This window comes from Cupriavidus sp. 01L43 (assembly GCF_056399925.1).
Genome location: NZ_JBFTSH010000001.1, coordinates 321,843 through 342,945, shown reverse-complemented (window position 1 = coordinate 342,945; position 21,103 = coordinate 321,843). Strand labels below are relative to the sequence as shown.

The window sequence follows — 21,103 nt, the reverse complement described above, 5'->3', positions numbered from 1 at the left end:
GCGCATATGGAGATTTCCTATCCGAAATACAGGAAGTAAAGCTGGACTGTGCGCGCCAGCAATACAGCATTCAGAGTAGCTTCGAGTTTGACCGGCAGTTTTGGATGGGAACGAAACGGCCCAGAAATTTGAGTCCTGCCCCCCAACCCTTTCCGGAAGGGCACGACAGAGAGCTAGGTGCGCTCTTTCGAAGTGCATGTGACCCAATCAGACGAAATGCGCCGACCATGTAGCCAGTACCAATTGCCCGCCGACCCGGCGGGCTTTTTGTTGCCTATTTCCCGCGCTTCGTCGCCGCGACCACCCTCTGGTCCAGGCCCACGCGATAGAGCGTAGCGCCGACCTGCGTGAGCAGCGCCCTCTCCTTTCCTTGGATTGCCGGATCGCACAGCAGCATCGCCAGCCCGGCGATCACGTCGTCAATCTCCAACTCCACATCGTCGTCGAGCGCCATCTGCTCGAACGCTCGGATTACGTCATCCGGTCCCATTTGTCGTTTCTCCGCTACTAGGTGCGGGCGAGTTTAGCGTACGCATCTGGTCGACAGGTATAGAAGACATCGACTATGTATAGATTCACTTGACTTCGTAAGTCTAGTCTATCTATACTTTCTCCACGCCGCTGACGTTCACAGCGGTTCGCTGGAGACAGACGATGCCAAATGCCATTCCCCTTGCTGCCGCGTACCAGCATGCGCACGACGCGCAGCAGCGCGCCGCCGGCGGCCAGGTGGTTTCCGTCCGCACCCTGGTGCGCGAGTCGGTGACCCGGATCCACGGCCGCGACCACTTCGAGTTCCGCGGCACTGCCGAGGATTCGGTCTACGAGGCCGCGCTCGACCGCAAGAACTCCCTCGACATCCACCGCTCGCCGGCCATCGCCTACCGCTACTGGGAAGGCGACGAGTACGTGGTGATGGTCCGTTGCTTCGGCCTGGACTGAGGGCGCGCCATGCAGACACGCATCTACCTCGTCACCCATTCCGATGGCTGCTGGCTCAAGGCCGAATACACCGTTGACCATGCCGTGGCCACGCGGCTGGCCCGCGCGGACTATGGCGATGACGTGACCGTCCAACCGGTGCCCGATACAGACGCCGCGGCGATTAAGCTGGCTCGCACGAAGACCGCCATGGGCCTCGGTCCGTGGGAGGCCTGCGGCAACCTGATCCGCACAAAGCGCGAGGCCGACGGCAGCGGTGGCTTCCTGATCGCAGAGGTGCCGGTGAACACCGGCGAAACCTCCGTGAAGGCGACGGCCATGGCTGCCGCACCTGAGATGTATGCGGCCCTCTTTGCGATCGTCTGGGAACTGACGGAAGTTCCGTCTTCGCGCGACAGCTACTTGCCGCCACCGCTGGTCGAGAAGGCCGAGGCTGCGATGGCCAAGGCCATGGGAGAGCAATCGTGAACCGCGACTTCTTCCTGACCGCACTGCTGATCTGCACGGCCCCGCCGCTGGTGGTGCTGGCCGCCACCCTTTTCAGCCGGGGGTGGCAATGACGCGCCGTCCGACCACCCGCCGCGCCATCGTCGAGCTGCTGGCCCTCTGGGTCGGCACCACGCTTGCCATGGCGGCCTTGTTTGCCGTCTACCACCTGGCCAACGCCGAGCCGAGCCAGCCTGCATCCACCACGTCCCGGAGCGCCACGTGAATCCCGAAATCACCTGGGAGGCCTGGTTGCGCGCGCAGCGCGCCGCTGGCTTCCGCCCCACCGGCCGTTGGCTCGCCAGCGGTGAACCCGAATTGATGCGCATCCACTGAGGCCACCCCCATGAACATCGTCACCATCCGTGCCAGTTCGCTGGCCGAACTCTTCGACTGCCCGGCGCGCTGGGAAGCGAAGCACATCCTGGGCATGCGCATGCCCTCGGGTGCGGCCGCGCATCTGGGCACCGCCGTCCACGCCAGCACCGGGCTGTTCGACCAGGCCACGCTCGACGGCGCGCCCATCACCGCCGACGACGCCGCCGGCGCGCTCGTCGACACGATCCGCGACAAGAACGCCGAGGTCGACTGGGACGAGACCAATCCGGCGGATGCCGAACGCATCGGCCTGGCGCTGCACGCTCGCTACTGCGTCGACATCGCCCCGCGCCAGCACTACATCGGCGTCGAGATTGCCTGCGATCGTCTGGAGATCCCCGATCTGGGCCTTGCGCTGACTGGCACCACGGACCGCGTGCGCACCACGACTGATGGCGCAGGCATCAGCGACTTGAAGACCGGCGGGCGCGCTGTGGGCGCCGATGGCGTCGCCGTCACCGCCGGGCACGGCCCGCAGTTGGGCGTTTATGAGCTGCTGGCCGAACACGCCTTGGGCATCCCCATCAGCGCGCCGGCGCAGATCGTGGGCCTGAACACCGGCAAGACGGCTGCCGCGCAGCGCGTTGGCGTGGGCGAGATCGCCTCCCCGCGCGCGGCGCTGCTGGGCACCGAAGAACAGCCGGGCCTGCTGCAGCACGCTTCCCGCCTCATCCATTCCGGCGCCTTCTACGGCAACGGCAAGTCGGTGCTGTGCTCGCCGAAGTACTGCCCGCGCCACGCCACCTGCCCCTACAAGTCCTGACCACAAATTTCGAAATTTCGAAACTTCGAGAGATGACCACTATGTCCGCAACCGCCACCCTTGAACAAATGCGCGCGCCCGCCGTGCGCGAAGCCGCCCCTGCACCCGTCGTCACGATGGGCTTCGGCAGCCTGCAGTCCTTCGAACTGATGCAGCGCGCCGCCAACCTGCTCGCATCGTCCACCCTCGTGCCTGCGGCGTACCGCAAGGTGATCGAGAAGTTGGACAAGTACGGCAACGTGAAGGAATCGCGCGAGAACCCGAACGCGCTGGCCAACGCTGTCGTCGCGCTGAACATGGCGCAGCGCATGGGCGCCGATCCCCTGATGGTGATGCAGAACCTGTACATCGTCGAAGGCCGTCCGTCCTGGTCGTCGCAGTGGATCATCGCCGCTATCAATGGCAGCGGTCGATTCTCACCGCTGCGCTTCGATATCAAGGTGCTGGGCAAGAAGAATGTCGAGCGCACTGAAACGGTCTGGGAAGGCGGCAATCGCACCAGCGTCACGAAGAAGGTCGACATCCTCGACAAGGTCTGCATCGCCTGGGCCATCGAGAAGGAAACCGGCGAGCGCCTGGAGTCGCCGGCCGTGTCGATCGAGATGGCCGTGAAGGAAGGCTGGTACACGAAGAACGGCAGCAAGTGGCAGACCATGGACGAGGTCATGTTGCGGTACCGCACGGCCAGCTTCTTCGGGAAGCTGTACGCGCCTGAGCTGCTGATGGGCCTGCAGACCGTCGAGGAAGCACAGGACATCATCGACCTGAACCCGGACGGCTCGTACTCGGTGGCCAGCGCCTCGGTCAACGAACTGCGCGGCGCGGCTCGCACTGCTGCCGCCCAGCCTGCCGAGGTCGTCGAGCGTACGGAGGAAGCCGCCGAGCAGCAGCCGTCGGGCACGGCCGAGCCGGAAGACGATGGCGACGACAGCGGCCAGCAAGCCGACCTGATTCCTGACGATGAAGACCGCCAGCAACAAGGCGACCGTGCCCCGCTCACGTTCAAAGACGTGAATCGCGAGCTGCTGCAGGCGCAAACCGTCGAAGACCTCGACTTCGCCCGCAGCCAGATTAAGCAAGTGGTAGGCGAAGCGGAACAGGCCACGCTGCACCAGGTCGCCTCGCGCCACATGCGCGAACTGACGGCGCCGGCAGAGGACACCGCGCCGGCCCAGCAGACCGCCCGCCGCCAGCGCGCCCCCATCAACGCCGACTAATACACCCGTGAGAGAGGACTGCCCGCGCGGACGGCTGTAGCGCGGGAGGAAGAACAGCGCCGCGCCGCCGAATGCTGAGGCGCGGCCCGAATGCAGACACGCACACCAGGACACCGAAATGAGCCAATCGCCCGAATTCAAAGCCACGATGAACATGACCGCCAACACTCTCGGCAAGGACCTGCTGTCCGCCCTGGTGCTGGAAATGAAGATGATGCCCGACACGTGGGTGAAGCTGTCCGAGAAGAAGCAGAACGACATCATCGACCGCCTGCGCAGCCGCGTGGACGCGTCCGTGAAGATGGCCGTGCACCTGATCGCCGCGAACGGCCGCACCGTGGTCCAGGGCGATCTGGACAAGATCACCATCAAGGACGGCGCTCAGGCGCTGATCAAGATCGGGAAGTCGGTTGCCGCGCTGCACGAACTGGCCGAGGCCCAGGGCCAGGCCGTGCTGCTCGTGTTGAGCGGCGGCGAAGGCCAGTACACCGGCGGCATGGACGAGGTGCGCGGCGAGTCCGACCAACGCGCGTTCGAGATGGGCCGCGAGTACACCGACGGCGATGGTGATGGCATGCCGGGCGCCGACGCGCCAGCGGATGACGGCGTAGTCGACGTCGACGCCAAGACCGTCGCTATCGAGCATCAACCACTGCAGGAAGAGCTGGATGCCGCCTATCAGGCAGGCCGCGATGCAGCTGCAGAAGGCAAGCCCGAGAGCGACTGCCCGGTGATGGCCGGCGCCCTCTGCATCGAGTGGGTGAAGGGATGGAAGGATTGGCACGACGAGCATCCGGAAGAGGATCCGATCTACGCCGATGTCGAGGCCTTCGTCATTGCGAAGCAGCGTGTATCCATCACCCAGATCCAGCGCCACTTCACGATCGGCTACAACCGCGCCGCGCGTCTGGTCGAGCGCCTGGAAGCCAAGGGCGTCATCAGCGCGGCTGACGCGGACAGCCAGCGCAAGGTCCTGAAGACCACCGAAGACCAGGAAGGGTAAGCAGCCATGAAGATCACCGCCATCCACGCCCGGAACTTCCTCGGCCTTCGGGCGGCCGACATCATCCCCGCCACGCCGGTGTCGCTGATCTGCGGCCCGAACGGCGCGGGCAAGTCCAGCCTGCAGGAAGCCGTGCGCATGGCCCTGACCGGCGAGAGCGTGCGCGTGGGCCTGAAGAAGGAATACGGCCAGCTGCTGCACGACGGCGCAGAAACGGGTACGGTGGTCGTATCCGCCGGCCCGCAAGCGAACAGCATCGCCCTGCCCTCGGGCAAGCTGACTGCCGGGCTGCAGGCTGACCCTCGCCTGCCGTACGTGCTGGATGCCCAGCGCTTCGCCCGCCTCGAAGTCAAAGACCGCCGCGCGTTCCTGTTCGACCTGATGGGCCTGAAGCTCGGTACCGACCTCGTGCGCGAGCGCCTGGTGGCGCGCGGCTGCCACCCCAAGAAGATCGAGGCGGTGCTGCCACTGGTGCGCGCCGGATTCGACGCCGCGGCGAAGGAAGCCCAGACCAAGGCCACGGCAGCCAAGGGCGCATGGCGCGCCGTCACCGGCGAGACCTATGGGTCAGTGAAGGCCAGCGACTGGAAGGCCGCGGTGCCGGCCGGTGCGCCCGCCCCCGAAGACGTGAATGCAACGATCTCCGAGCTGCAGGCAGACATAGCCGAGGCGTCGACCGAGGCCGGCGACATGCAGCGCCAGCTGGGCGAGATGGACGCCGCCGCGCGCCAGCGCGCCACCCGCGACACGAAGATCCGCGAGCTGGCCGACAAGGCTGCCGGCCTGGCCAAGGCCCAGGAATCCACCGACCGCGCCCAAGCCGAGCGCGATGCCTTCCTGCCCAAGGTCGAAGCCATGCGTGCGGCCGCCGGCGGCAAGTCGGCGGGAATGCCGTGCGCGTGCCCCGAATGCGGCGTGCTGCTGCAGTACCTGGCCGGCCAGCTGGCCCTGCGCGAGCCTACGCAAGCCGATCCGGAAGCGGCCGGCCGCCTGCCCGAGTACGAGCGCAGCCTGACCGTGCTGGAAAACGCACTGAAGAGCCGCACGGCCGAGCGCGATGCCGTGAAGGCCGCCGCCATGCAGCTCGACCTGCTGCGCAAGGACGCCGCTGCCGATGCCGGCGACGACGATGCGGAGCTGCGGAAGACCGTCGAAGCTCAGCTGGCCAACCTGCAGGCAGCCATTGCGGCGACCGGCAAGGAACTGGAAGACGTGCGCGCAGGCCAGCGCGCCGCCGCGCAGGCAGCTGAGCAGACCACGCAGGCCGCGCAGCACCACGCCGACGTGGTGGCATGGGATGCCCTGGCCGAGGCCCTCGGCCCGGCGGGGATCCCGGCAGAACTGCTGGCCGAGGCGCTGGACCCGATCAATGAGCGCCTCGCAGCAATGGCCAACCTGTCGGAATGGGCACGCATCGGAATCGAGGCGGACATGTCCATCACCGCCGACGGCGGCCGCCCCTACGGCTTGCTGTCCGAATCGGAGAAGTGGCGCGCCGACGCGATGATCGCCGAGGCCATCGCGCACCTGACGGGCCTGCGCCTGCTGGTGCTGGACCGGGCTGACGTGCTGATCGGCGCCGAGCGCGACCGGCTGTTCTGGTGGCTCGACGACCTGGCCGCCGACGGCGCCATCGACACCGCCCTGGTGTTCATGAGCCTCAAGACCGCGCCGACGTCTTTGCCGCCAAATATCACGTCGTTCTGGATCGAAGACCACGAGGTCGGCACGGTACGGGAGGCAGCATGAACACCCAACCGCAACGCCGGATCATCCGGCTGCCCGAAGTGTGCGAGCGCGTAGGCCTGGGCAAGACGGCCATCTACGGCCGCATCAAGGACCACACGTTCCCCTCCCCGATCAAGCTCGGCCGCGCCAGCGGCTGGGTCGAGGAAGAGGTGCAGCAGTGGGTCGACGAGCAGATCGAGGCCTCGCGCGGGAAGCACTGATGTCCACCACCACCGCGCTGGCCATCAGCATCGTCGCCGTGATCGCCTACATCGCCGCGAGCGTGTGGGCGGCACGCCGCCAGGCGAAGTGGATGGCCGAGATGGAAGAACGAATCAAGAACGGGAAGAAATGATGACCATGAACCTTGATGCGCTTGAGCGGGCAGCCGTGGCCGGCACGATGAAATGGCGTGATGCCCATGCGCTCGTATCATTGGCGCGCCAGCTGATGCGCCTGCGCGCCGTCGCGCGTGATTTCTATAACACCACCGTCGCCAATCCTGAGCTGCGCCTGTCCGCGAGCAACAAGAAGATCCGCGACGAGGCTATCCGAGCGGGAGAGCGCCTGCGTGAGAGCCTTGAAGCCACGGCGCCGGGTGCCCCGACGCCGCTGTGTGCGACGTGCAATGACCACGGGATGATCGGCGGCCCGAGCTACTACTCGCCCGACGAGGGCGGCGTACCGTGCCCGGAATGTGCCGCCCCTGCGCCAGCGAGCGTGGCATTCCAGGCGCGCGTCAAGCCGTGGATGCTCGAATGCTTCGGCGCCGAGATCGCCGCAGACGCCGAAGAGCGAAACCACCGATTCCTCGAAGAGGCGCTGGAGCTGGTCCAGGCGTGCGGCTGCACCAGCAGCGAGGCGCACCAACTCGTCGACTACGTGTTCGACCGGCCGGCGGGCGAGAAGCGGCAGGAGATCGGCGGCGTCATGGTGACGCTGGCCGCGCTGTGCCTGGCGCAGTCGCTGGACATGCACGAGGCGGGCGAGATTGAGCTGACCCGGATCTGGACGAAGGTGGACCAGATCCGCGCCAAGCAGGCGGCCAAGCCGAAGCACTCGCCGCTCCCCGTGCATACACGCGGGGACACGCATGCGGAGAATACGGCCCCAATCTCCGCACATTCTGCGGCGATTACGCCAGGCACCCTGCCCTACCCGACCGAGCCGACCGACGCGCTGCTTGAGGTGCTCGGCCTGATGCTCTACACCACCACGCCCATCGCGTATGCCCTGCGCGCGGCCGGCACCGACATTCCGAAACGCTGTGAAGAAGAGCAGGCGCACGTGCTGCACTGGCTGATCCAGCTGGCGCTGCAGCACGGCACGGACTGGCGCGAGCGCGCGCGGAAGAGCATCGAAGAACTGCAGGCGGCGACGCAGGCCGCCAGCGAGGTGCGCGCATGATCCGCCGCGAATATCGTACCTTCGGCTTCTGCTGCGGCCTCGGCGGGGGCGCCAAGGGATTCAAGAAGGCGGTTTCCCGGGTCGGCAACATGGTCGGCACCTGGAAGTGCATCGGCGGTATCGACAACGATCCGGCCGCTGCGCGCGACTTCGAGACACTGGTGGGTGTGCCCTGTACGGTGATGGACCTGTTCACCCGCGAGCAGTACACCGCTTTCCACGGCGCTGAACCGCCCGCGGGTTGGCGCGAGGCCACACCGAACGACATAGTCCGAGCTGCTGGCCACCAGCACCCGCACTGCGTGTTCATCTCCAGCCCGTGCAAGGGTGCGTCCGGCCTGTTGTCGGAGACACTGAGCCGCACGCCCAAGTACCAGGCCCTGAACGAGTTGACGCTGCGCTGCGTCTGGCTGATGTGCGAAGCCTGGAAGGATGACCCGGTAGAGCTGATCGTCTTCGAGAACGTGCCGCGTCTGGCCACGCGCGGCCGGCACCTGCTCGACCAGATTGCCCAGATCCTGCGGCACTACGGCTACGCGGTGAACGAGACGACTCACGACTGCGGCGAGCTGGGCGGGCTGGCCCAGAGCCGCAAGCGCTTCCTCCTGGTGGCGCGGCACATGGAAAAGGTGCCGGCCTTCCTGTACGAGCCCGAGCTGCGGCGCCTGCAGGGCGTCGGCACCGTGCTCGGCAGGATGCCGCAGCCAGGCGATGCCGCCGGCGGGCCGATGCACCGTGTCCCGTCGCTGCAGTGGAAGACGTGGGTACGGTTGGCGTTCGTGGAGGCTGGCAGCGACTGGCGCAGCCTGAACAAGCTGGCCGTCGAGAATGGCCACCTGCGGGACTACCTGATCATCCCCGAGCGGCGCAACGGCTATCTGGGAGTTCTGGACTGGGAAGAGCATGTCGGCGCCGTCGCTGGCGAGTCGCTTCCCAGCAATGGCGCGTTCTCCGTGGCGGATCCGCGTCACGCGGCGGGCGCGGCCCAGTACCAGCAGTACGGGGTTCTGCGCTGGGGAGAAGCGTCAGGCGCCATCACGGCCGGAACGAATCCCGGCCAGGGCACGTTCAGCGTGGCCGACCCGCGTCACGCCGGCCCGGCCAAGCACAACAACGAATTCCGCATTGTGCCGTGGGACCAGGCCGCCGGCGCCGTCACAAGCGCGCACGGAACGGGCCAGTGCGTGCAGGATCCACGGCGCACCGGCCCCACCTTTGGCAAGTACGCGGTGACGCCCTTCGACGCGCCGGCGGGTACCGTGATCAGCGGCAGCACCACCGGCCAGGGCGCATTCGCCGTCGCGGACCCGCGCACCAGCATGCGGCGCGAGCGCGGCGATGCCTACCTGACCGGCGGCCACTATGGCGTGGTCGCGTGGGACCAGTCGAGCGGCGCCGTGTCAGCAGCTGCAGGCCATGACAACGGCCGGTGGTCGGTGGCAGATCCGCGCATGCCGGCGCCAAATGACAAGCTGGTGGCGATCATCCGCGCACTGGACGGCACGTGGCACCGCCCGTTCACCACGCTCGAGCTGGCGGCGCTGCAATCGCTGATCGAGCCTGAGGAATACCTGGAATTGGACGGCCTGAGCGATCAGGCCTGGCGCGAGCGCATCGGCAATGCCGTGCCGCCGGATGCGGCCGTGGCCATTGCAGAGGTCATGGGCACCACGCTGATGCTGGCGGAGACGGGCGAGACCTTCATGCTGTCGTCGACGCCGGTGTGGGTGCGACCGGTGGCTGTTGCTCTTTCTGTGGTCCAACAGGGAGACGCGCTGTGATTCGTTTTAGCGTTTCATCTGTCCGACGCGATCTTGTCCCGCGATTCCGTGACGACAGTAAGATTCCCGTCCACGAAATCAGTAGTGATGCTCATACGCGCCTCATTAACTTGAGGATTCTGCGTCTCCGTTCGCTGAAGAGCGATGAGTTGACTCAGCGACTCAATCGCATCAGCGAGCGCCATGACAGTCGCCGGAGAACGCAGCTCAGAAGGCTGAATGTCGAACAGCTTGTCCCGGGCGTAAATGACCGGATTCATGTTCATCGTTTCGTAGTGCCCATACTTCTGCTCGGTGGTCATGTGAGCGAATTCGCGCCCTTTGAAGCTGAGGATAGCCACATCGAGAAGGCCGATAACCGCGTTCCGCTGAGCCCGATGCGACATACCGGCTTGATAGCGGATGTACAGCAAGCCGGCCCCCAACGCCAGCATCGACCCAATTGCTTGAACCCACGCGGCCCACGCAGAAGCGTCAAGACAGTACAAATTCTGAACCGTCGCAATCGCCATCGCGGTGATGACAGCACCCACGTAACAGATCAGCCACCAAGGCATTCAACCCTCCATTTTTTGGAGGCATCCTAGCATGACGATCCTAACCCGCTCCCTGCCCACGAAGGCCCTGTCCATCCGCCAACCATGGGCCTGGCTGATCGTGAACGGCCACAAGGACATCGAGAACCGGTCGTGGGCCACGCGCTTCCGTGGCCCGGTGCTCATCCACGCCGCCAAGGGCATGACGCGACAGGAATACGAAGACGCGGCCGATTTCGCCTACTTTGGTTGCGGCGTCCACCAGATGCCCACCTTCGAGCAGATGCAGCGCGGCGGGATCGTCGGTATGGCCACCGTCGTGGACTGCGTGCCCGCCGAACGCCGGACGTCGCGCTGGCATATGGAAGGCTGCAACGGCTTCGCCTTGCGCGGCGCCCAGCCTCTGCCCTTCACCTCGATGGCGGGCCGCTTGGGCTTCTTCGACGTGCCGGCCGACGTTTTATCCCAAATTATTCAGAATCAATAATTTCCATGAAACACCTGATCGAGACCAACCTCGGCGGCGAAACAGGCTGCGTGCTGTCCGACTGCGAGCAGTACCGGTACCGGCTCTGGCGCCAATGGGACCGCAAACTGCCATCCCTCGGCTTCATCATGCTGAACCCGTCGACTGCTGACCACCAGGTGAACGACCCGACCATCACGAGATGCCGGCAGCGTGCGCTGGCCGGCGGCAAGTTCGGCGGGTTGGAAGTGGCCAACCTGTTCCCGCTGCGGTCGACGGATCCGGACGGGCTGCTGAGGCATTCAGCACCGCTGGGCGACCGCCCCGACCGGAACACTGGTGCAATCATGGATGCGATCGAGCGATGCTCGATGGTGATATGCGCAGGGGGCGCGCACAAGGCGGCGCCGGCCCAAGCCGCCGAAGTACTGAGGATCATCCGAATGTGCGGCCGCGGGTCGTTGCTCCACCATCTCGGTCTGAATAAGGATGGCAGCCCGAAGCACCCTCTCTACATCGCGGCCAGCACCAGGCCGCAACGATTCACCGCCTGAAAGGACGAGGCACCATGAAATCGCTCATGCTACTGCCCTGCCCGTTCTGCGGGCTACCCGGCCAGATGAAGAAGACGTCCCAGGGCTGGGCGGCCGCCAGCTGCACCGACGTCGCATGCTGTGGGCACCAGATTGCGCTGACGCATAAGAGCGAGACAAGTGCGGCGGCAGCGTGGAACCAACGGCAATCGTGGCTGCAGACGCAAGTGAGGTGCCCTGGAAGCTAGTTATCCCTGCCTTCCAAATGTCACGTCCTGATACGCCTTCCATGGGCCGATGAGCTGTGCAGCTGCTTCTTGCAGCTGTCGCGCATACGATTTCACTCCATCCGCCGTTATGCTTTGATGCGCGTCTTTCGCACTCAGTGCACTTACGATGTACCGAACATTCGTATTCACTTTTGCAACCGTTTCAGCATGTTCACGACTAATGGCCGATACGATGACCAGTTGCTCAAATGGGATGTCGTCAGATTCCTTGAGAATCGCTAAAACATCGGGAATGACCGAAGCGAATACATAGTTCTTCACTTGGGGCCACGTGAAAATCCCTACGGTATCGGCGTCGACACGAGCAAGAGCCTCAGCAAGCTTTGCACTGGATCTCCTATAGCCGTCGATACGTAGCGCCAGCGGCTTTACAAGAAGAGTGGCTGTCAATCGCGCCCTCAATACTGCATCCCTCCTCCGGACCACGTCCTGCCAAACAGCAATGCCCACTGCCGCGACTGCAGCAGCAATGGTACCGAGCGCCGTGGCGATGTCCCAGCCGTCCTTCTTGAAGGACGCCTGGAAGCTCATGAATACGACGACTCCACCGACAAAGCCTCCGATCAGCGCGCCAAAAAATGACCGATCGTTGACGCTGAGTTTGGTGAAAAGGTTGAAGGGCATTTCAGAAGTCAGAGTATTGAGTCGAGATGATCGGCCCACGCCTGCATCATTTTTCGGCGCTCGGGCAAATACTGTGCATGGTTATACGCGGCACGAACCTTGTTGCGCTCGACGTGAGCGAGCTGCCTTTCGATAACATCGGCACGAAATCCCAATTCGTTTAGGGCTGTCGACGCTAGACCCCGGAACCCGTGGCCMGTCATCCGCGAGTGGTATCCCATCCGGTACAGCGCATACAGCATCGTGTTGTTGCTGATGTGCCCTGTCTTGCCGCGCGGGCTGTAGAACAGGTAGGTGCGGTGCCCCGTGATCTCCCGCAGTTCCTTCAGCACGGCCAGCGCCTGCGTGGATAGCGGCACCACATGCGGATCGCGCATCTTCATGCGTTCGGCCGGCACCAGCCATTCGGCTTTGCCCTCGTCGATCTCTTCCCACTTCGCCTGGATCATTTCCGTGGTGCGCACGAACGTCAGCGTCATGAGCTGCAGCGCCAGGCGCGTGACCTTGTCGCCTTCGTAGCCATCGATGTCGCGTAGCAGCTGCGGCAGCTCGGCCAGCGGCACCCTGGCCATGTGCTGGACCGGCACCGTTTTGAGCACGACCTCACTGTCGATGTCGGTGGCCGGGTTCCGATCGCACAGGCCATAGACGATGCCGTACTGGAACACTGCGCGCATGCGCTGCAGCACGCGCTTCGTGGTGTCGCGGACGCCGCGCGCCTCGACCTTCTTCAGCAGCGCCAGGATGGCCGGCGCGCGGATGTCGGAGATGGGCGTGCCACCCAAGACGGGGAAGACGTCGTTTTCGAGCGAGGCCAGAACCTTTCCGGCATAGACCTCGTTCCAGCCCTCCTTTTGGGTGGCATGCCAGTCACGGGCGACCGCCTCGAAGGAATTGCCGGCGGCGATCTTGGCCGCGAGGCGCTGATCCTGTTTCGCAGTGCCGGGGTCGGTACCGGCGGCCAGCAGGGTGCGAGCCGAATCTCGCTGCGCGCGCGCCTGGGCGAGAGTGACTTCGGGGTACACGCCGAATCCGAGGCGATTCTCGCTACCTGACGGCCTGAAATAACGAAAGCGCCAAAGCTTGCGGCCGTCGGGCATTACCTCTAGAAACAGGCCACCACCGTCCGCCAGCTTGTACGGTTTCTCTTTGGCTTTGGCGTTACGGAGTTTGGTGTCTGAAAGCGGCTCGACGCGGATGGGCATTTTTTCGTGGCACCGAAAATCGTGGCATTACTGGTGCCACGAATGATGCCTCGAAAAATGCCGGATGCCAACGATTCGTCACGAACTTTGACGAACGTCGAAAGGCCGGTAAGCCTTGATTTATCGGGGAGCGGAGGACTTTGGAGAACTGCTGCGGACTTGATTATGGTCCCGCCGACAGGAATCGAACCTGTATCTAGCGCTTAGGAGGCGCTCGTTCTATCCATTGAACTACGGCGAGCGGACCGTCTGCACGGTGCGCCAGCCGCCATGGGCCGGCCGAGCCGGAAGACGGGGCGGAGTATAGCAAACTCGGCAAGTTCGGCCCATGGCCGGCGGCGGGTGCTGGTTCGACGGCGCGCGCCTTGCTGGTCACGCCGTCCGCTGGCGGTGGCTCGGGCTGCGCGCCGGTGGCAGGCCCTTGCCTGGCGGCTTTCGCAGCCTACCCAATCGATCAGTCCGCTCATGGCTTGCTCCCTGTTGGTTGGATGGTCCGCTCAGGCGGCGGTCAGGCCGGTGCCGGTACCGGTGCCGATCGATGCCAGCAGGGCGCGCACCATCGCCATGACGGTGTGCGCGGCGGCGCGGGGCTGGCGCAGGCAGGCGTCCACCTGTTCGCTGCGGGCCTGGCCGAGCAGGCACCAGGTGCAGAAGTGTTCGCAGTTGTTGGTCAGCAGGTGGTAGTGGTCTTCGCCGAGGCGGGTGCGGGCACGGGCGACGGCTTCCATGCCGAGGTAGCGGGCGCAGGGTTCAACCTTCACCGCCACTGTGTGACCGTGGGCGAACTGGGCGAGCGAGGTTTCCTCGACCGGGGCGGCGTGCAGGGCGTGGCAGAAGCCTGCGTAGTGGATGACGCGGCCGTTGCCGGCGTAGATGCCATGATGGACGTAGCCGTTGCGTTCCGTAACCAGATGGGCGCCGGGCAGGTAGTCGTCTTGTTGTTGGTTTTGGGTGTTCATGGCGGTTCTCGGTTCGGTGTCGGTGGGAGGCAGCCAGTGCTGTGTCGATGCCAACCATCCGCATCAAGCGTGCCAATGCCATCGAACCACGGCAGGACAAGGGGTTGCGGGCGATCGGCACCCCTTCCCGGCCAGAAACCGTGCGCGGCCATCCAACAGTTTTGTGAGCGATGTGTTGGCTGGCGGCCATCAACCGAGCTTCCACCTTGCCCATCCAGAGCCGGATAGCTGTGGCGGGTGCCAGCCGACACCCCTCGTGCCCGGTGTTGGGCCGGTGCCAACGCCGCAGGCCGTCCCAACGCCACGTCGCGCCCGCCATGCGCCCCCGGCATCACAAAGCCCCTGTGGCACACCGATTGCTCTATACAGGCATGGCGCCACGCGCCGCCCCCCGACTCTGGAGACCATCATGGCCACCCTCATCGTCAAGGACCTCGACACCCACCACGTGTTGGATTTCCGCGCCATGTCCTGCATTCGCGGCGGCGGCGCGCCGTGGGTGTTCGGCTGGATCCAGCCCTATGTGGCCTCCCGCCCGAGCGCGTCTCCTGTCGTGAACTTTTACGAGATCAACTACAGCTTCTATGCTGATCAGATGAACAACCAGTTCCAGAACATCGACGTCCAGAACAACGCGCCCAATTCGACCATCACCGTGGACGCCGCGCTGGACGCCCGGAACAAGGGTCGGTTGATCTGAGTCCTGCCCGGTAGCCGGGGGGCACTCCCACCGGCCACCCTTTGATGCTGCCCCGGGGGGCGGCGCTTGCGCGGAGCCGCTTTCTTCCGCGCCGGAGCACACCGTGACCTGCGCAACGGAATTCCGCTGGAGCTCGGCCGCCGCCACGGACGTCGGCCGGGTGCGGGAACGCAACGAGGACGCCTGCCTGGACCTGACCGAACGCGGCATCTGGGCGGTGGCCGACGGCATGGGCGGCCATGCCGTGGGGGACTTCGCCAGCCGGGCCATCGTCCAGGCCCTCTCCGGCCTGGGGCCGCCCGGCAGCCTCGATGGCGCGCTGGACGACGCCCGCACGACGCTGCTGACCGTGAACCAGGCGCTGATCGACGAAGCCGTGCGGATGAAGGTCCGGGTGATCGGCAGCACCGTCGTGGCGATGCTGGCCTGCGAGCGGCGATGCGGGTGCCTCTGGGCCGGCGACAGCCGGCTCTATCTTTTCCGGGCCGGCCATCTGAAACAGCTCACGCGCGACCACAGCCAGGTGGAGCGGCTGCGCGCCCGGGGGCTGATCACGGCCGAGGAAGCCAAGCACCATCCCGCCCACAACACCATCACGCGCGCCGTGGGCGCCGCCACCCGGCTCGACCTCGACGTGCTGACGCTAGAGGTGGGCGATGGCGATATGTTCCTGCTCTGCAGCGACGGCCTGAGCAACGAGGTGGAGGATGCCGGCATCGCGGCGGTGCTGGCAGCCAGCGCGGGGGACTGCGCGGCGGCGGCAAACGAGTTGGTGCAGCGCGCGCTGGTGAATGGCGGACACGACAACGTGTCGGTCGTCGTACTGCGCGCCGAGGACATCGGCGGCGGCTCCGACATGACGCTGCTCAATCCGGAAGTCTGAGCGAAGCGAGGGGCCCTACTTCCCGCCCTCCGCCGCCCGGTTGCCCCGGAAATCCTTCGAATGGATGCCGTGCTTCTTGAGCAGCATCTGCACGTGCGAGCGATTCATCTCGAAGCGCCGCGCCAGCTCCGCCACCGTGCCGCCCACTTCCTGCAGGCCCCGTTCGAGGAAGGCCCGTTCGGCCTCGTCGCTGGCGGCGCGCTTGGCCTCGGCGAGCGAGGTCGCCGTGGTCACGTCCGCCACGCCGGCCTTCCCTGCCCCCGCCACCACGGACAGCCCCGCCGGCCGGGGGCGGATGTCCTGCGGCAGGTGGGCCAGATCGGCCGTATCGCCGGCCAGGCAGGAGATCCGGTACATGATGTTGCGCAGTTCGCGGATATTGCCGGGGTAGTCGTAGTGCATCAGGAAGTCGCGCAGGCGGGGCGTCAGCTTGACCGGACGGCGCTTGAGCTGCCCAGCGGACTCATCGCCAAAATAGGCCACCAGCAGCGCGATCTCGTCGCGCCGCTCACGCAGTGCCGGCAACGTCACATGAATCACGCTGAGCCGGTAGAACAGGTCTTCGCGGAAGGTGCCTTCCTGGCTCATCCGCCGTAGATCCTTGTTGGTCGCCGCCACGATGCGGGCGTCCACCGAGATCACCTCGTCCGAACCCACGCGCTGGATCTCGTGCGCCTCCAGCACGCGCAGCAGCTTGACCTGCCCGACCAGAGGCAGTTCGCCGATTTCGTCGAGGAAGATCGTGCCGGTGTGGGCGCTCTCGAACTTGCCGCGCCGGTCGTTGGCGGCGCCCGTGAACGCGCCCTTCTTGTGGCCGAACAGTTCCGATTCGAGCAGGCTGTCCGGAATCGCCCCGCAGTTGACCGAGATGAACGGTTTGTCCGTGCGCGAGCCGTTGGCGTGGATCACCTTCGCCATCAGCTCCTTGCCGGTGCCGCTTTCGCCGTCGATCAGCACCGGGAGGTCGGTCGGGGAGGCTTTCTCGGCAATCTCCAGTGCCTCCAGCAGCTTGGGGTTGTCGCCGAAGGTGCCCTCGAAGATGAAGCTGCGCTCCATCAGCGCCTGGCGCCGCTCGCGCGAGGACAGGTCCACCGGCTCCACCTCGGTCACGGCCTCGGGCTCGGCCGAGGCGGCCGCCACGAAGCGCTCCTTGTGTGACAGCCCCATCACCTCGTCGCGCAGCGTGGTGGCCTGCTTGAGCAGCTTCTCGATCTCGGGCCGCTCCAGCCGCGACGACCAGCGCAGCGTCGAGCGCAGGATCTCGATCTTCTCGATCAGCCCGGCAAACGACACCGCGGAGGTAACAGGCGTGCCCTGGTTGAATAGCTTCATGCCGCGCTCAACTGTTTCTGGACCAACTGGTAGTACATGCCGCGGCGCGCGAGCAGTTCCTCGTGCCGCCCCTGCTCCACGATGCCGCCTTCGTACAGCACGAGGATCTTGTCTGCCTGCATGATTGTGCTGAGCCGGTGCGCGATGATGACGGCCGTGCGCCCGCGCAGGATCTCCTGCATATTGGCGAGGATGTTGCTCTCGGATTGCGTGTCCAGCGCCGAAGTGGCTTCGTCGAACACCAGCAGGCGCGGGTCGTGGTACAGCGCCCGGGCGATGCACAGCCGCTGGATCTGCCCGCCCGACAGGCCGATGCCGCGCTCGCCCACCACCTGCTCGTAGCCGAGCGGCAGCTTGGAGATGAAGGCGTGCGCGTCCGCCATCTTGGCGACTTCCTCGATGCGGCGGCGGTCCGGGCTGTCGTCGCCGCAGGCAATGTTCTCGGCAATCGTGCCCGAGAACAGCAGGTTGGTCTGCATCACATAGCCCACCTGGGCGCGATAGAAGCCGGCATCGATCACGTTGAGGTCGTAGCCATCCACCGACATCGACCCCTCGCTCGGCTTGTAGAAGCCCACCAGCATCTTGGCCAGCGTGGTCTTGCCGGAGCCGCTGCGGCCCACGATGGCCACCATCTCGCCCGGCCGCATGTGGAAGCTGATGTTTTCGAGCACGTAGGGGGTGTCCTCGCCGCCATAGCGGAAATACACGCCCTCGAAGCGGATCTCGCCCTGGAGGTCCGGCAGCATCACGCGCGAGAGGACGTCCTGAGGCTTCTGCTCGGGTTCGAGGTCGAGCACGTCGCCGAGGCGCTCCATCGCCACACCGGCGTCGTTCAACTGGCTCCACAGCGCCACCAGCCCCATCACCGGGGCCAGCACGCTGCCCATGAAGGCGTTGAAGGCGATCAGCTGGCCGATGGTCAGCTCGCGCTCCAGCACCAGCGTGGCGCCCACCCACAGCACCGCGATGGTCGTGGCCGCGTTCAGGACCTGGCTGACCAGCCCGACCAGGATGTGGAAGGACTGGGCCTGGTACTGCTTCTCCAGCGCCTTGGCGTACTTGCGCTCCCAGCGCAGCCGCACGGGCCGCTCGATGCCCATGCCCTTCACCGTCTCCGCGCCGCCCAGCGTCTCCATCAGGTAGGACTTGGCGTCGGTCGAGGCCGAAAACACGTCGCGCGCGTAGGTCTTCACCTTCGGCGTGACGATGACGGTCAGGGCGGCAATCGGGATGATGAAGGCGATCAGCAGCAGCGTCAGCTTGACGTTGTAGAAGAACATGATGGTGAAGTAGATGAACACCATCAGCAGGTTCAGCGCCGTGGTCACCGTGGACTCGGTCAGGAAGGCCCGGATCGTCTGGTTCTCCTGGAAGCGCGCGAAGATGTCGCCGGTCTTGCGCTTGGCAAAGAACGACAGCGGCAGCGACAGCGTGTGCTTGAAGAAGTGCGACATCATCGCGAAGTCCATGTTGCGCACCATGAAATTGGCCAGGTACGCGCGGACGGTTGCCATCAGCTGGGTGAAGATGTTGGAGATCACCAGCCCCAGGATCAGCAGGTGGAGCAGGCCGACGTTCTGGTGCACCACCACGCCGTCGAGGATGTTCTGGATGATCAGCGGCGGCACCACTCCGAGCATCTGGATCACGAAGGTCGCCAGGAACAGGTGCGCGAGGATGCGCTTGTAGGGCGACAGGTAGCCGATGAAGCGCAGCCACGGCGAGCGCGCCACGGCCAGCTCGGTCATAGTCTCGCCGGCCGTGAACAGCAGGCAGGTGCCGCTCCAGCCGCGCTCGAACTCCTCTGTGCTCATCTTGCGGAAGCCGATGGCCGGATCGGCCACCCAGACATGGCGCGCCGAGATGCCGTACACCACCACGTAGTGGTAGCCCTCCCAGTGCACGATGAACGGCAGCTCGAAACCGAGCAACGCGTCACGCGTGCATTGCACGCCGCGCGTGGTAAAGCCCAGCGACTCACCGGCGCGCGCCAGGCTGTCCAGCGTGGCGCCGGACGTGGTCACGTTGGCCAGCTCGCGCAGCTTGCCCAGCGTCATCGGAATGCCGTGGTGCCGGCAAATCATCGCCAGGCACGCCGCGCCGCAATCCATCTCCTCGGCCTGCTCCACCATCGCGAAACGGCGGATGACCCGCTCGCCGAACTCCGGCTTGGAGTGGAGATCGAGCAGCACCGGCCGCTTGCGCCGCTCGGCCAGCTTCTTCTGGCGATGCAGTTCGCGGTCCACGGCGCGGATGCGTTCCTCCAGCACCTCGCGCAGCCGCACGTTGCGCTCCAGGATCAGCTGGACCGTCTTCTCGGGAATCACCAGCAGCCGCGTGTCGGTTTCGGCGATGGCCGAGGCGATCTGCTCCTGCCGCATCACGCAGGCCCGTTCGCCGAAGATCTCGCCCTGGCCGAGCGTGGCGAGCGGGAAGGTATCGCCGTCCTCCTCGCGCACGATCCGCACCGTGCCCTGCCGCACCACGTAGAGGCGGCGGTCGTCGCGGCCGTCCTGCTGGAGGATGGGCTTGCCGGCCGCCACGCGCTTCACGCCCACGCTGCGCACCGCGTCCTCCAGTTCGCTCTTGTCCAGCTTGCCGCGCAGGTCGAACAGTCGTGCGACGAAGCCGCCGGCCGAGCTGATCGCCACATAGCTCGTGATGAAGGCCAGCGCGGACGGGTTGCCGCCCACCACCGGCTCCGACACGCTGCGCGGAATCGTGATCAGCTCGGTCTTGCCCGACGCCCGCACCGAGGACTCGTGCCGGTACTCGCGCAGCAGGGCGATATCGGCAAAGACCTCGCCTGCCTTGCGCACGCCCATGCTGATTTCCTTGCCGTGCTCCTCGTTGAACACGCGCACCGAGCCGGCCCGGACGATGAAGATGCCGTCGGCCGGATCGCCCGCGTTGCAGACCGTGTCGCCGAAGCCGAAAGTCAGCGTGCGGGCGCTGGCGGCCAGCCGTTCGAGTTCCTCGCGCGAGAGCGGCGAGAGGATCTCCACCGTGGCCAGGAAATCGGCCAACGTAGGGGCGGCCAACGTAGGGGCGGCCAACGTAGGGGCGGCCCCTGGCGGGGGCGCCTCGGCGGCGGCATCGCTAGCGGGCTTGGATGACATGTTCCTGAGCCCTGGCCATCAGCCATTCCTCGCGCAGCAGCCGGCGCACTTCCACGGCCACGTCGGCATCGAGCCGCGCCGGATGCTTGGCCCGCACCAGGAACACCTCGAAGAACGAGCGGTCCGCCGCCGGGAACGGCCCCAGCAGGGCGCCCGGCTCGGCATTGAACACCTTGGCCTCGATGTCGCTCTTGAGCGAGCCGCGCAGCACCTTGCCGATGTCGCCGCCCTGCTCGCGCGTATCGGCAATCGAGTGCTCGCGCGCCATCTCGCCGAAGCTGTCCGGGTCGTCCTGGAGGTAGGAGACCAGCTCGCGCGCCTTGCCCTCGGTATCCACCACGATATGGCTGACCTCGATGCTGTCGAACTTCGGCGAGTTGAGCTGGAAGTAGGTCTCCATCGCCGTGTCGTTGCAGACCTCGGCCAGCATCTTCTCCTGGTAGAGGCTGTCGGTGATGAACGCCTCGAACTCGTCCAGCGTGATGCCGAGCGCGTCGAGATAGTGGTTCATGTCCGCCGCCCGATGCAGCCCCTGCACGCGGCGGAACTGGTCGGCGCGCTCCTGGATCTCCTCCGGCGCCAGCTTGATGCCGTGCCGCCGCGCCGCGTGGGCGGTCAGCTTGTCACGCACGAGCTGTTCCACCAGCCCCTCGAACTGGCCGGTCAGCTTGAGTACCCTCACGAATTCGTCGACGCCGATCACTTCCTCGTCGATCCGCACGATGGCTGTCATCGCCCTCTCCTTTTT

The 21,103-nt window shown here is 65.6% G+C and carries 24 protein-coding genes and 1 tRNA gene; 16 read left to right on the top strand and 9 right to left on the bottom strand.

Translation table 11 applies throughout. The annotated features are described in order from the left end of the window. Window positions 1–274: 274 nt before the first annotated feature. Window positions 275–490: a hypothetical protein gene (locus AC1DP9_RS01630; RefSeq protein ID WP_454763326.1), complete on the bottom strand. Its 216-nt coding sequence runs from the start codon at window positions 488–490 to the stop codon at window positions 275–277. Window positions 491–654: 164 nt separating this feature from the next. Here AC1DP9_RS01630 and AC1DP9_RS01625 point away from each other — a divergent pair, with 164 nt between their 5' ends. From AC1DP9_RS01625 to AC1DP9_RS01575, 11 genes are all read left to right on the top strand, one after another. After that, complete coding sequence (locus AC1DP9_RS01625) at window positions 655–942, top strand: hypothetical protein (protein ID WP_454763325.1); 288 nt, start codon at window positions 655–657, stop codon at window positions 940–942. Window positions 943–951: 9 nt separating this feature from the next. Continuing rightward, a complete protein-coding gene (locus tag AC1DP9_RS01620; protein WP_454763324.1) occupies window positions 952–1,410 on the top strand; it encodes a hypothetical protein in 459 nt (152 codons plus the stop codon). Window positions 1,411–1,498: 88 nt separating this feature from the next. After that, on the top strand, window positions 1,499–1,654 hold the full coding sequence (locus tag AC1DP9_RS01615) for a hypothetical protein (RefSeq protein ID WP_441644053.1): 156 nt from the start codon (window positions 1,499–1,501) through the stop codon (window positions 1,652–1,654). A 120-nt stretch (window positions 1,655–1,774) separates the two neighbouring features. Continuing rightward, window positions 1,775–2,569 (top strand): PD-(D/E)XK nuclease family protein, encoded by a 795-nt coding sequence (locus AC1DP9_RS01610; protein WP_454763323.1) that lies wholly within the window; start codon window positions 1,775–1,777, stop codon window positions 2,567–2,569. A gap of 41 nt (window positions 2,570–2,610) precedes the next feature. Beyond that, window positions 2,611–3,786 (top strand): hypothetical protein, encoded by a 1,176-nt coding sequence (locus AC1DP9_RS01605; RefSeq protein ID WP_477106440.1) that lies wholly within the window; start codon window positions 2,611–2,613, stop codon window positions 3,784–3,786. Between the two features lie 118 nt (window positions 3,787–3,904). Next, window positions 3,905–4,789: an Rmf/CrpP family protein gene (locus AC1DP9_RS01600; protein ID WP_477106439.1), complete on the top strand. Its 885-nt coding sequence runs from the start codon at window positions 3,905–3,907 to the stop codon at window positions 4,787–4,789. Window positions 4,790–4,795: 6 nt separating this feature from the next. After that, complete coding sequence (locus AC1DP9_RS01595; RefSeq protein ID WP_454763320.1) at window positions 4,796–6,538, top strand: AAA family ATPase; 1,743 nt, start codon at window positions 4,796–4,798, stop codon at window positions 6,536–6,538. Then, on the top strand, window positions 6,535–6,738 hold the full coding sequence (locus tag AC1DP9_RS01590; protein WP_149135672.1) for a helix-turn-helix transcriptional regulator: 204 nt from the start codon (window positions 6,535–6,537) through the stop codon (window positions 6,736–6,738). Before AC1DP9_RS01595 ends, AC1DP9_RS01590 begins: the two co-directional genes overlap by 4 nt. Continuing rightward, window positions 6,738–6,872 carry a hypothetical protein gene (locus AC1DP9_RS01585; RefSeq protein WP_454763319.1) on the top strand — a complete coding sequence of 45 codons (135 nt, stop codon included), beginning with the start codon at window positions 6,738–6,740 and terminating at the stop codon, window positions 6,870–6,872. The genes AC1DP9_RS01590 and AC1DP9_RS01585 overlap by 1 nt, the downstream gene beginning before the upstream one ends. After that, window positions 6,869–7,924: a hypothetical protein gene (locus AC1DP9_RS01580; protein ID WP_477106438.1), complete on the top strand. Its 1,056-nt coding sequence runs from the start codon at window positions 6,869–6,871 to the stop codon at window positions 7,922–7,924. Before AC1DP9_RS01585 ends, AC1DP9_RS01580 begins: the two co-directional genes overlap by 4 nt. Beyond that, window positions 7,921–9,705, top strand: coding sequence for a DNA cytosine methyltransferase (locus AC1DP9_RS01575; protein ID WP_477106437.1), 1,785 nt, complete (start codon window positions 7,921–7,923; stop codon window positions 9,703–9,705). Before AC1DP9_RS01580 ends, AC1DP9_RS01575 begins: the two co-directional genes overlap by 4 nt. 14 nt (window positions 9,706–9,719) lie before the next feature. On the opposite strand, the gene AC1DP9_RS01570 is transcribed toward AC1DP9_RS01575, so the two are convergent. Next, window positions 9,720–10,262, bottom strand: coding sequence for a hypothetical protein (locus AC1DP9_RS01570; protein WP_477106436.1), 543 nt, complete (start codon window positions 10,260–10,262; stop codon window positions 9,720–9,722). A 31-nt stretch (window positions 10,263–10,293) separates the two neighbouring features. On the opposite strand from AC1DP9_RS01570, the gene AC1DP9_RS01565 reads away from it, so the two are divergent. The 3 genes from AC1DP9_RS01565 to AC1DP9_RS01555 are packed head-to-tail and all read left to right on the top strand — an operon-like array spanning window position 10,294 to window position 11,488. Beyond that, window positions 10,294–10,728, top strand: coding sequence for an ASCH domain-containing protein (locus tag AC1DP9_RS01565; protein WP_477106435.1), 435 nt, complete (start codon window positions 10,294–10,296; stop codon window positions 10,726–10,728). A 5-nt stretch (window positions 10,729–10,733) separates the two neighbouring features. Next, the gene (locus AC1DP9_RS01560) at window positions 10,734–11,261 is read left to right on the top strand and encodes a DUF1643 domain-containing protein (RefSeq protein WP_477106434.1); all 528 of its coding nucleotides are present in this window, start codon (window positions 10,734–10,736) and stop codon (window positions 11,259–11,261) included. Between the two features lie 14 nt (window positions 11,262–11,275). Continuing rightward, complete coding sequence (locus AC1DP9_RS01555; protein WP_477106433.1) at window positions 11,276–11,488, top strand: Lar family restriction alleviation protein; 213 nt, start codon at window positions 11,276–11,278, stop codon at window positions 11,486–11,488. Here AC1DP9_RS01555 and AC1DP9_RS01550 read toward each other — a convergent pair whose 3' ends face one another. The 4 genes from AC1DP9_RS01550 to AC1DP9_RS01535 all read right to left on the bottom strand — a co-directional run bounded on the left by AC1DP9_RS01550 (window position 11,489) and on the right by AC1DP9_RS01535 (window position 14,318). Further along, on the bottom strand, window positions 11,489–12,154 hold the full coding sequence (locus tag AC1DP9_RS01550; protein WP_477106432.1) for a hypothetical protein: 666 nt from the start codon (window positions 12,152–12,154) through the stop codon (window positions 11,489–11,491). A gap of 8 nt (window positions 12,155–12,162) precedes the next feature. Beyond that, window positions 12,163–13,359, bottom strand: coding sequence for a tyrosine-type recombinase/integrase (locus tag AC1DP9_RS01545; RefSeq protein WP_477106431.1), 1,197 nt, complete (start codon window positions 13,357–13,359; stop codon window positions 12,163–12,165). 166 nt (window positions 13,360–13,525) lie between these two features. Continuing rightward, window positions 13,526–13,600: transfer RNA gene (locus tag AC1DP9_RS01540), tRNA-Arg, on the bottom strand. A gap of 256 nt (window positions 13,601–13,856) precedes the next feature. Next, window positions 13,857–14,318 carry a lecithin retinol acyltransferase family protein gene (locus AC1DP9_RS01535; RefSeq protein ID WP_477106430.1) on the bottom strand — a complete coding sequence of 154 codons (462 nt, stop codon included), beginning with the start codon at window positions 14,316–14,318 and terminating at the stop codon, window positions 13,857–13,859. A gap of 409 nt (window positions 14,319–14,727) precedes the next feature. On the opposite strand from AC1DP9_RS01535, the gene AC1DP9_RS01530 reads away from it, so the two are divergent. After that, the gene (locus AC1DP9_RS01530; RefSeq protein ID WP_092290275.1) at window positions 14,728–15,018 is read left to right on the top strand and encodes a hypothetical protein; all 291 of its coding nucleotides are present in this window, start codon (window positions 14,728–14,730) and stop codon (window positions 15,016–15,018) included. A 103-nt stretch (window positions 15,019–15,121) separates the two neighbouring features. Continuing rightward, a complete protein-coding gene (locus AC1DP9_RS01525) occupies window positions 15,122–15,901 on the top strand; it encodes a PP2C family protein-serine/threonine phosphatase (protein ID WP_092290276.1) in 780 nt (259 codons plus the stop codon). A 15-nt stretch (window positions 15,902–15,916) separates the two neighbouring features. Here the strand turns inward: AC1DP9_RS01525 and AC1DP9_RS01520 are convergent, their stop codons facing one another. The 3 genes from AC1DP9_RS01520 to AC1DP9_RS01510 are packed head-to-tail and all read right to left on the bottom strand — an operon-like array spanning window position 15,917 to window position 21,088. Next, entirely contained in the window at window positions 15,917–17,233 is a 1,317-nt protein-coding gene (locus AC1DP9_RS01520) for a sigma-54 interaction domain-containing protein (protein ID WP_092290278.1), read from the bottom strand. Beyond that, the gene (locus AC1DP9_RS01515) at window positions 17,230–20,355 is read right to left on the bottom strand and encodes an ABC transporter transmembrane domain-containing protein (protein WP_477106429.1); all 3,126 of its coding nucleotides are present in this window, start codon (window positions 20,353–20,355) and stop codon (window positions 17,230–17,232) included. The genes AC1DP9_RS01520 and AC1DP9_RS01515 overlap by 4 nt, the downstream gene beginning before the upstream one ends. Beyond that, a complete protein-coding gene (locus AC1DP9_RS01510; protein WP_477106428.1) occupies window positions 20,336–21,088 on the bottom strand; it encodes a peptidylprolyl isomerase in 753 nt (250 codons plus the stop codon). The genes AC1DP9_RS01515 and AC1DP9_RS01510 overlap by 20 nt, the downstream gene beginning before the upstream one ends. Window positions 21,089–21,103 lie beyond the last annotated feature (15 nt).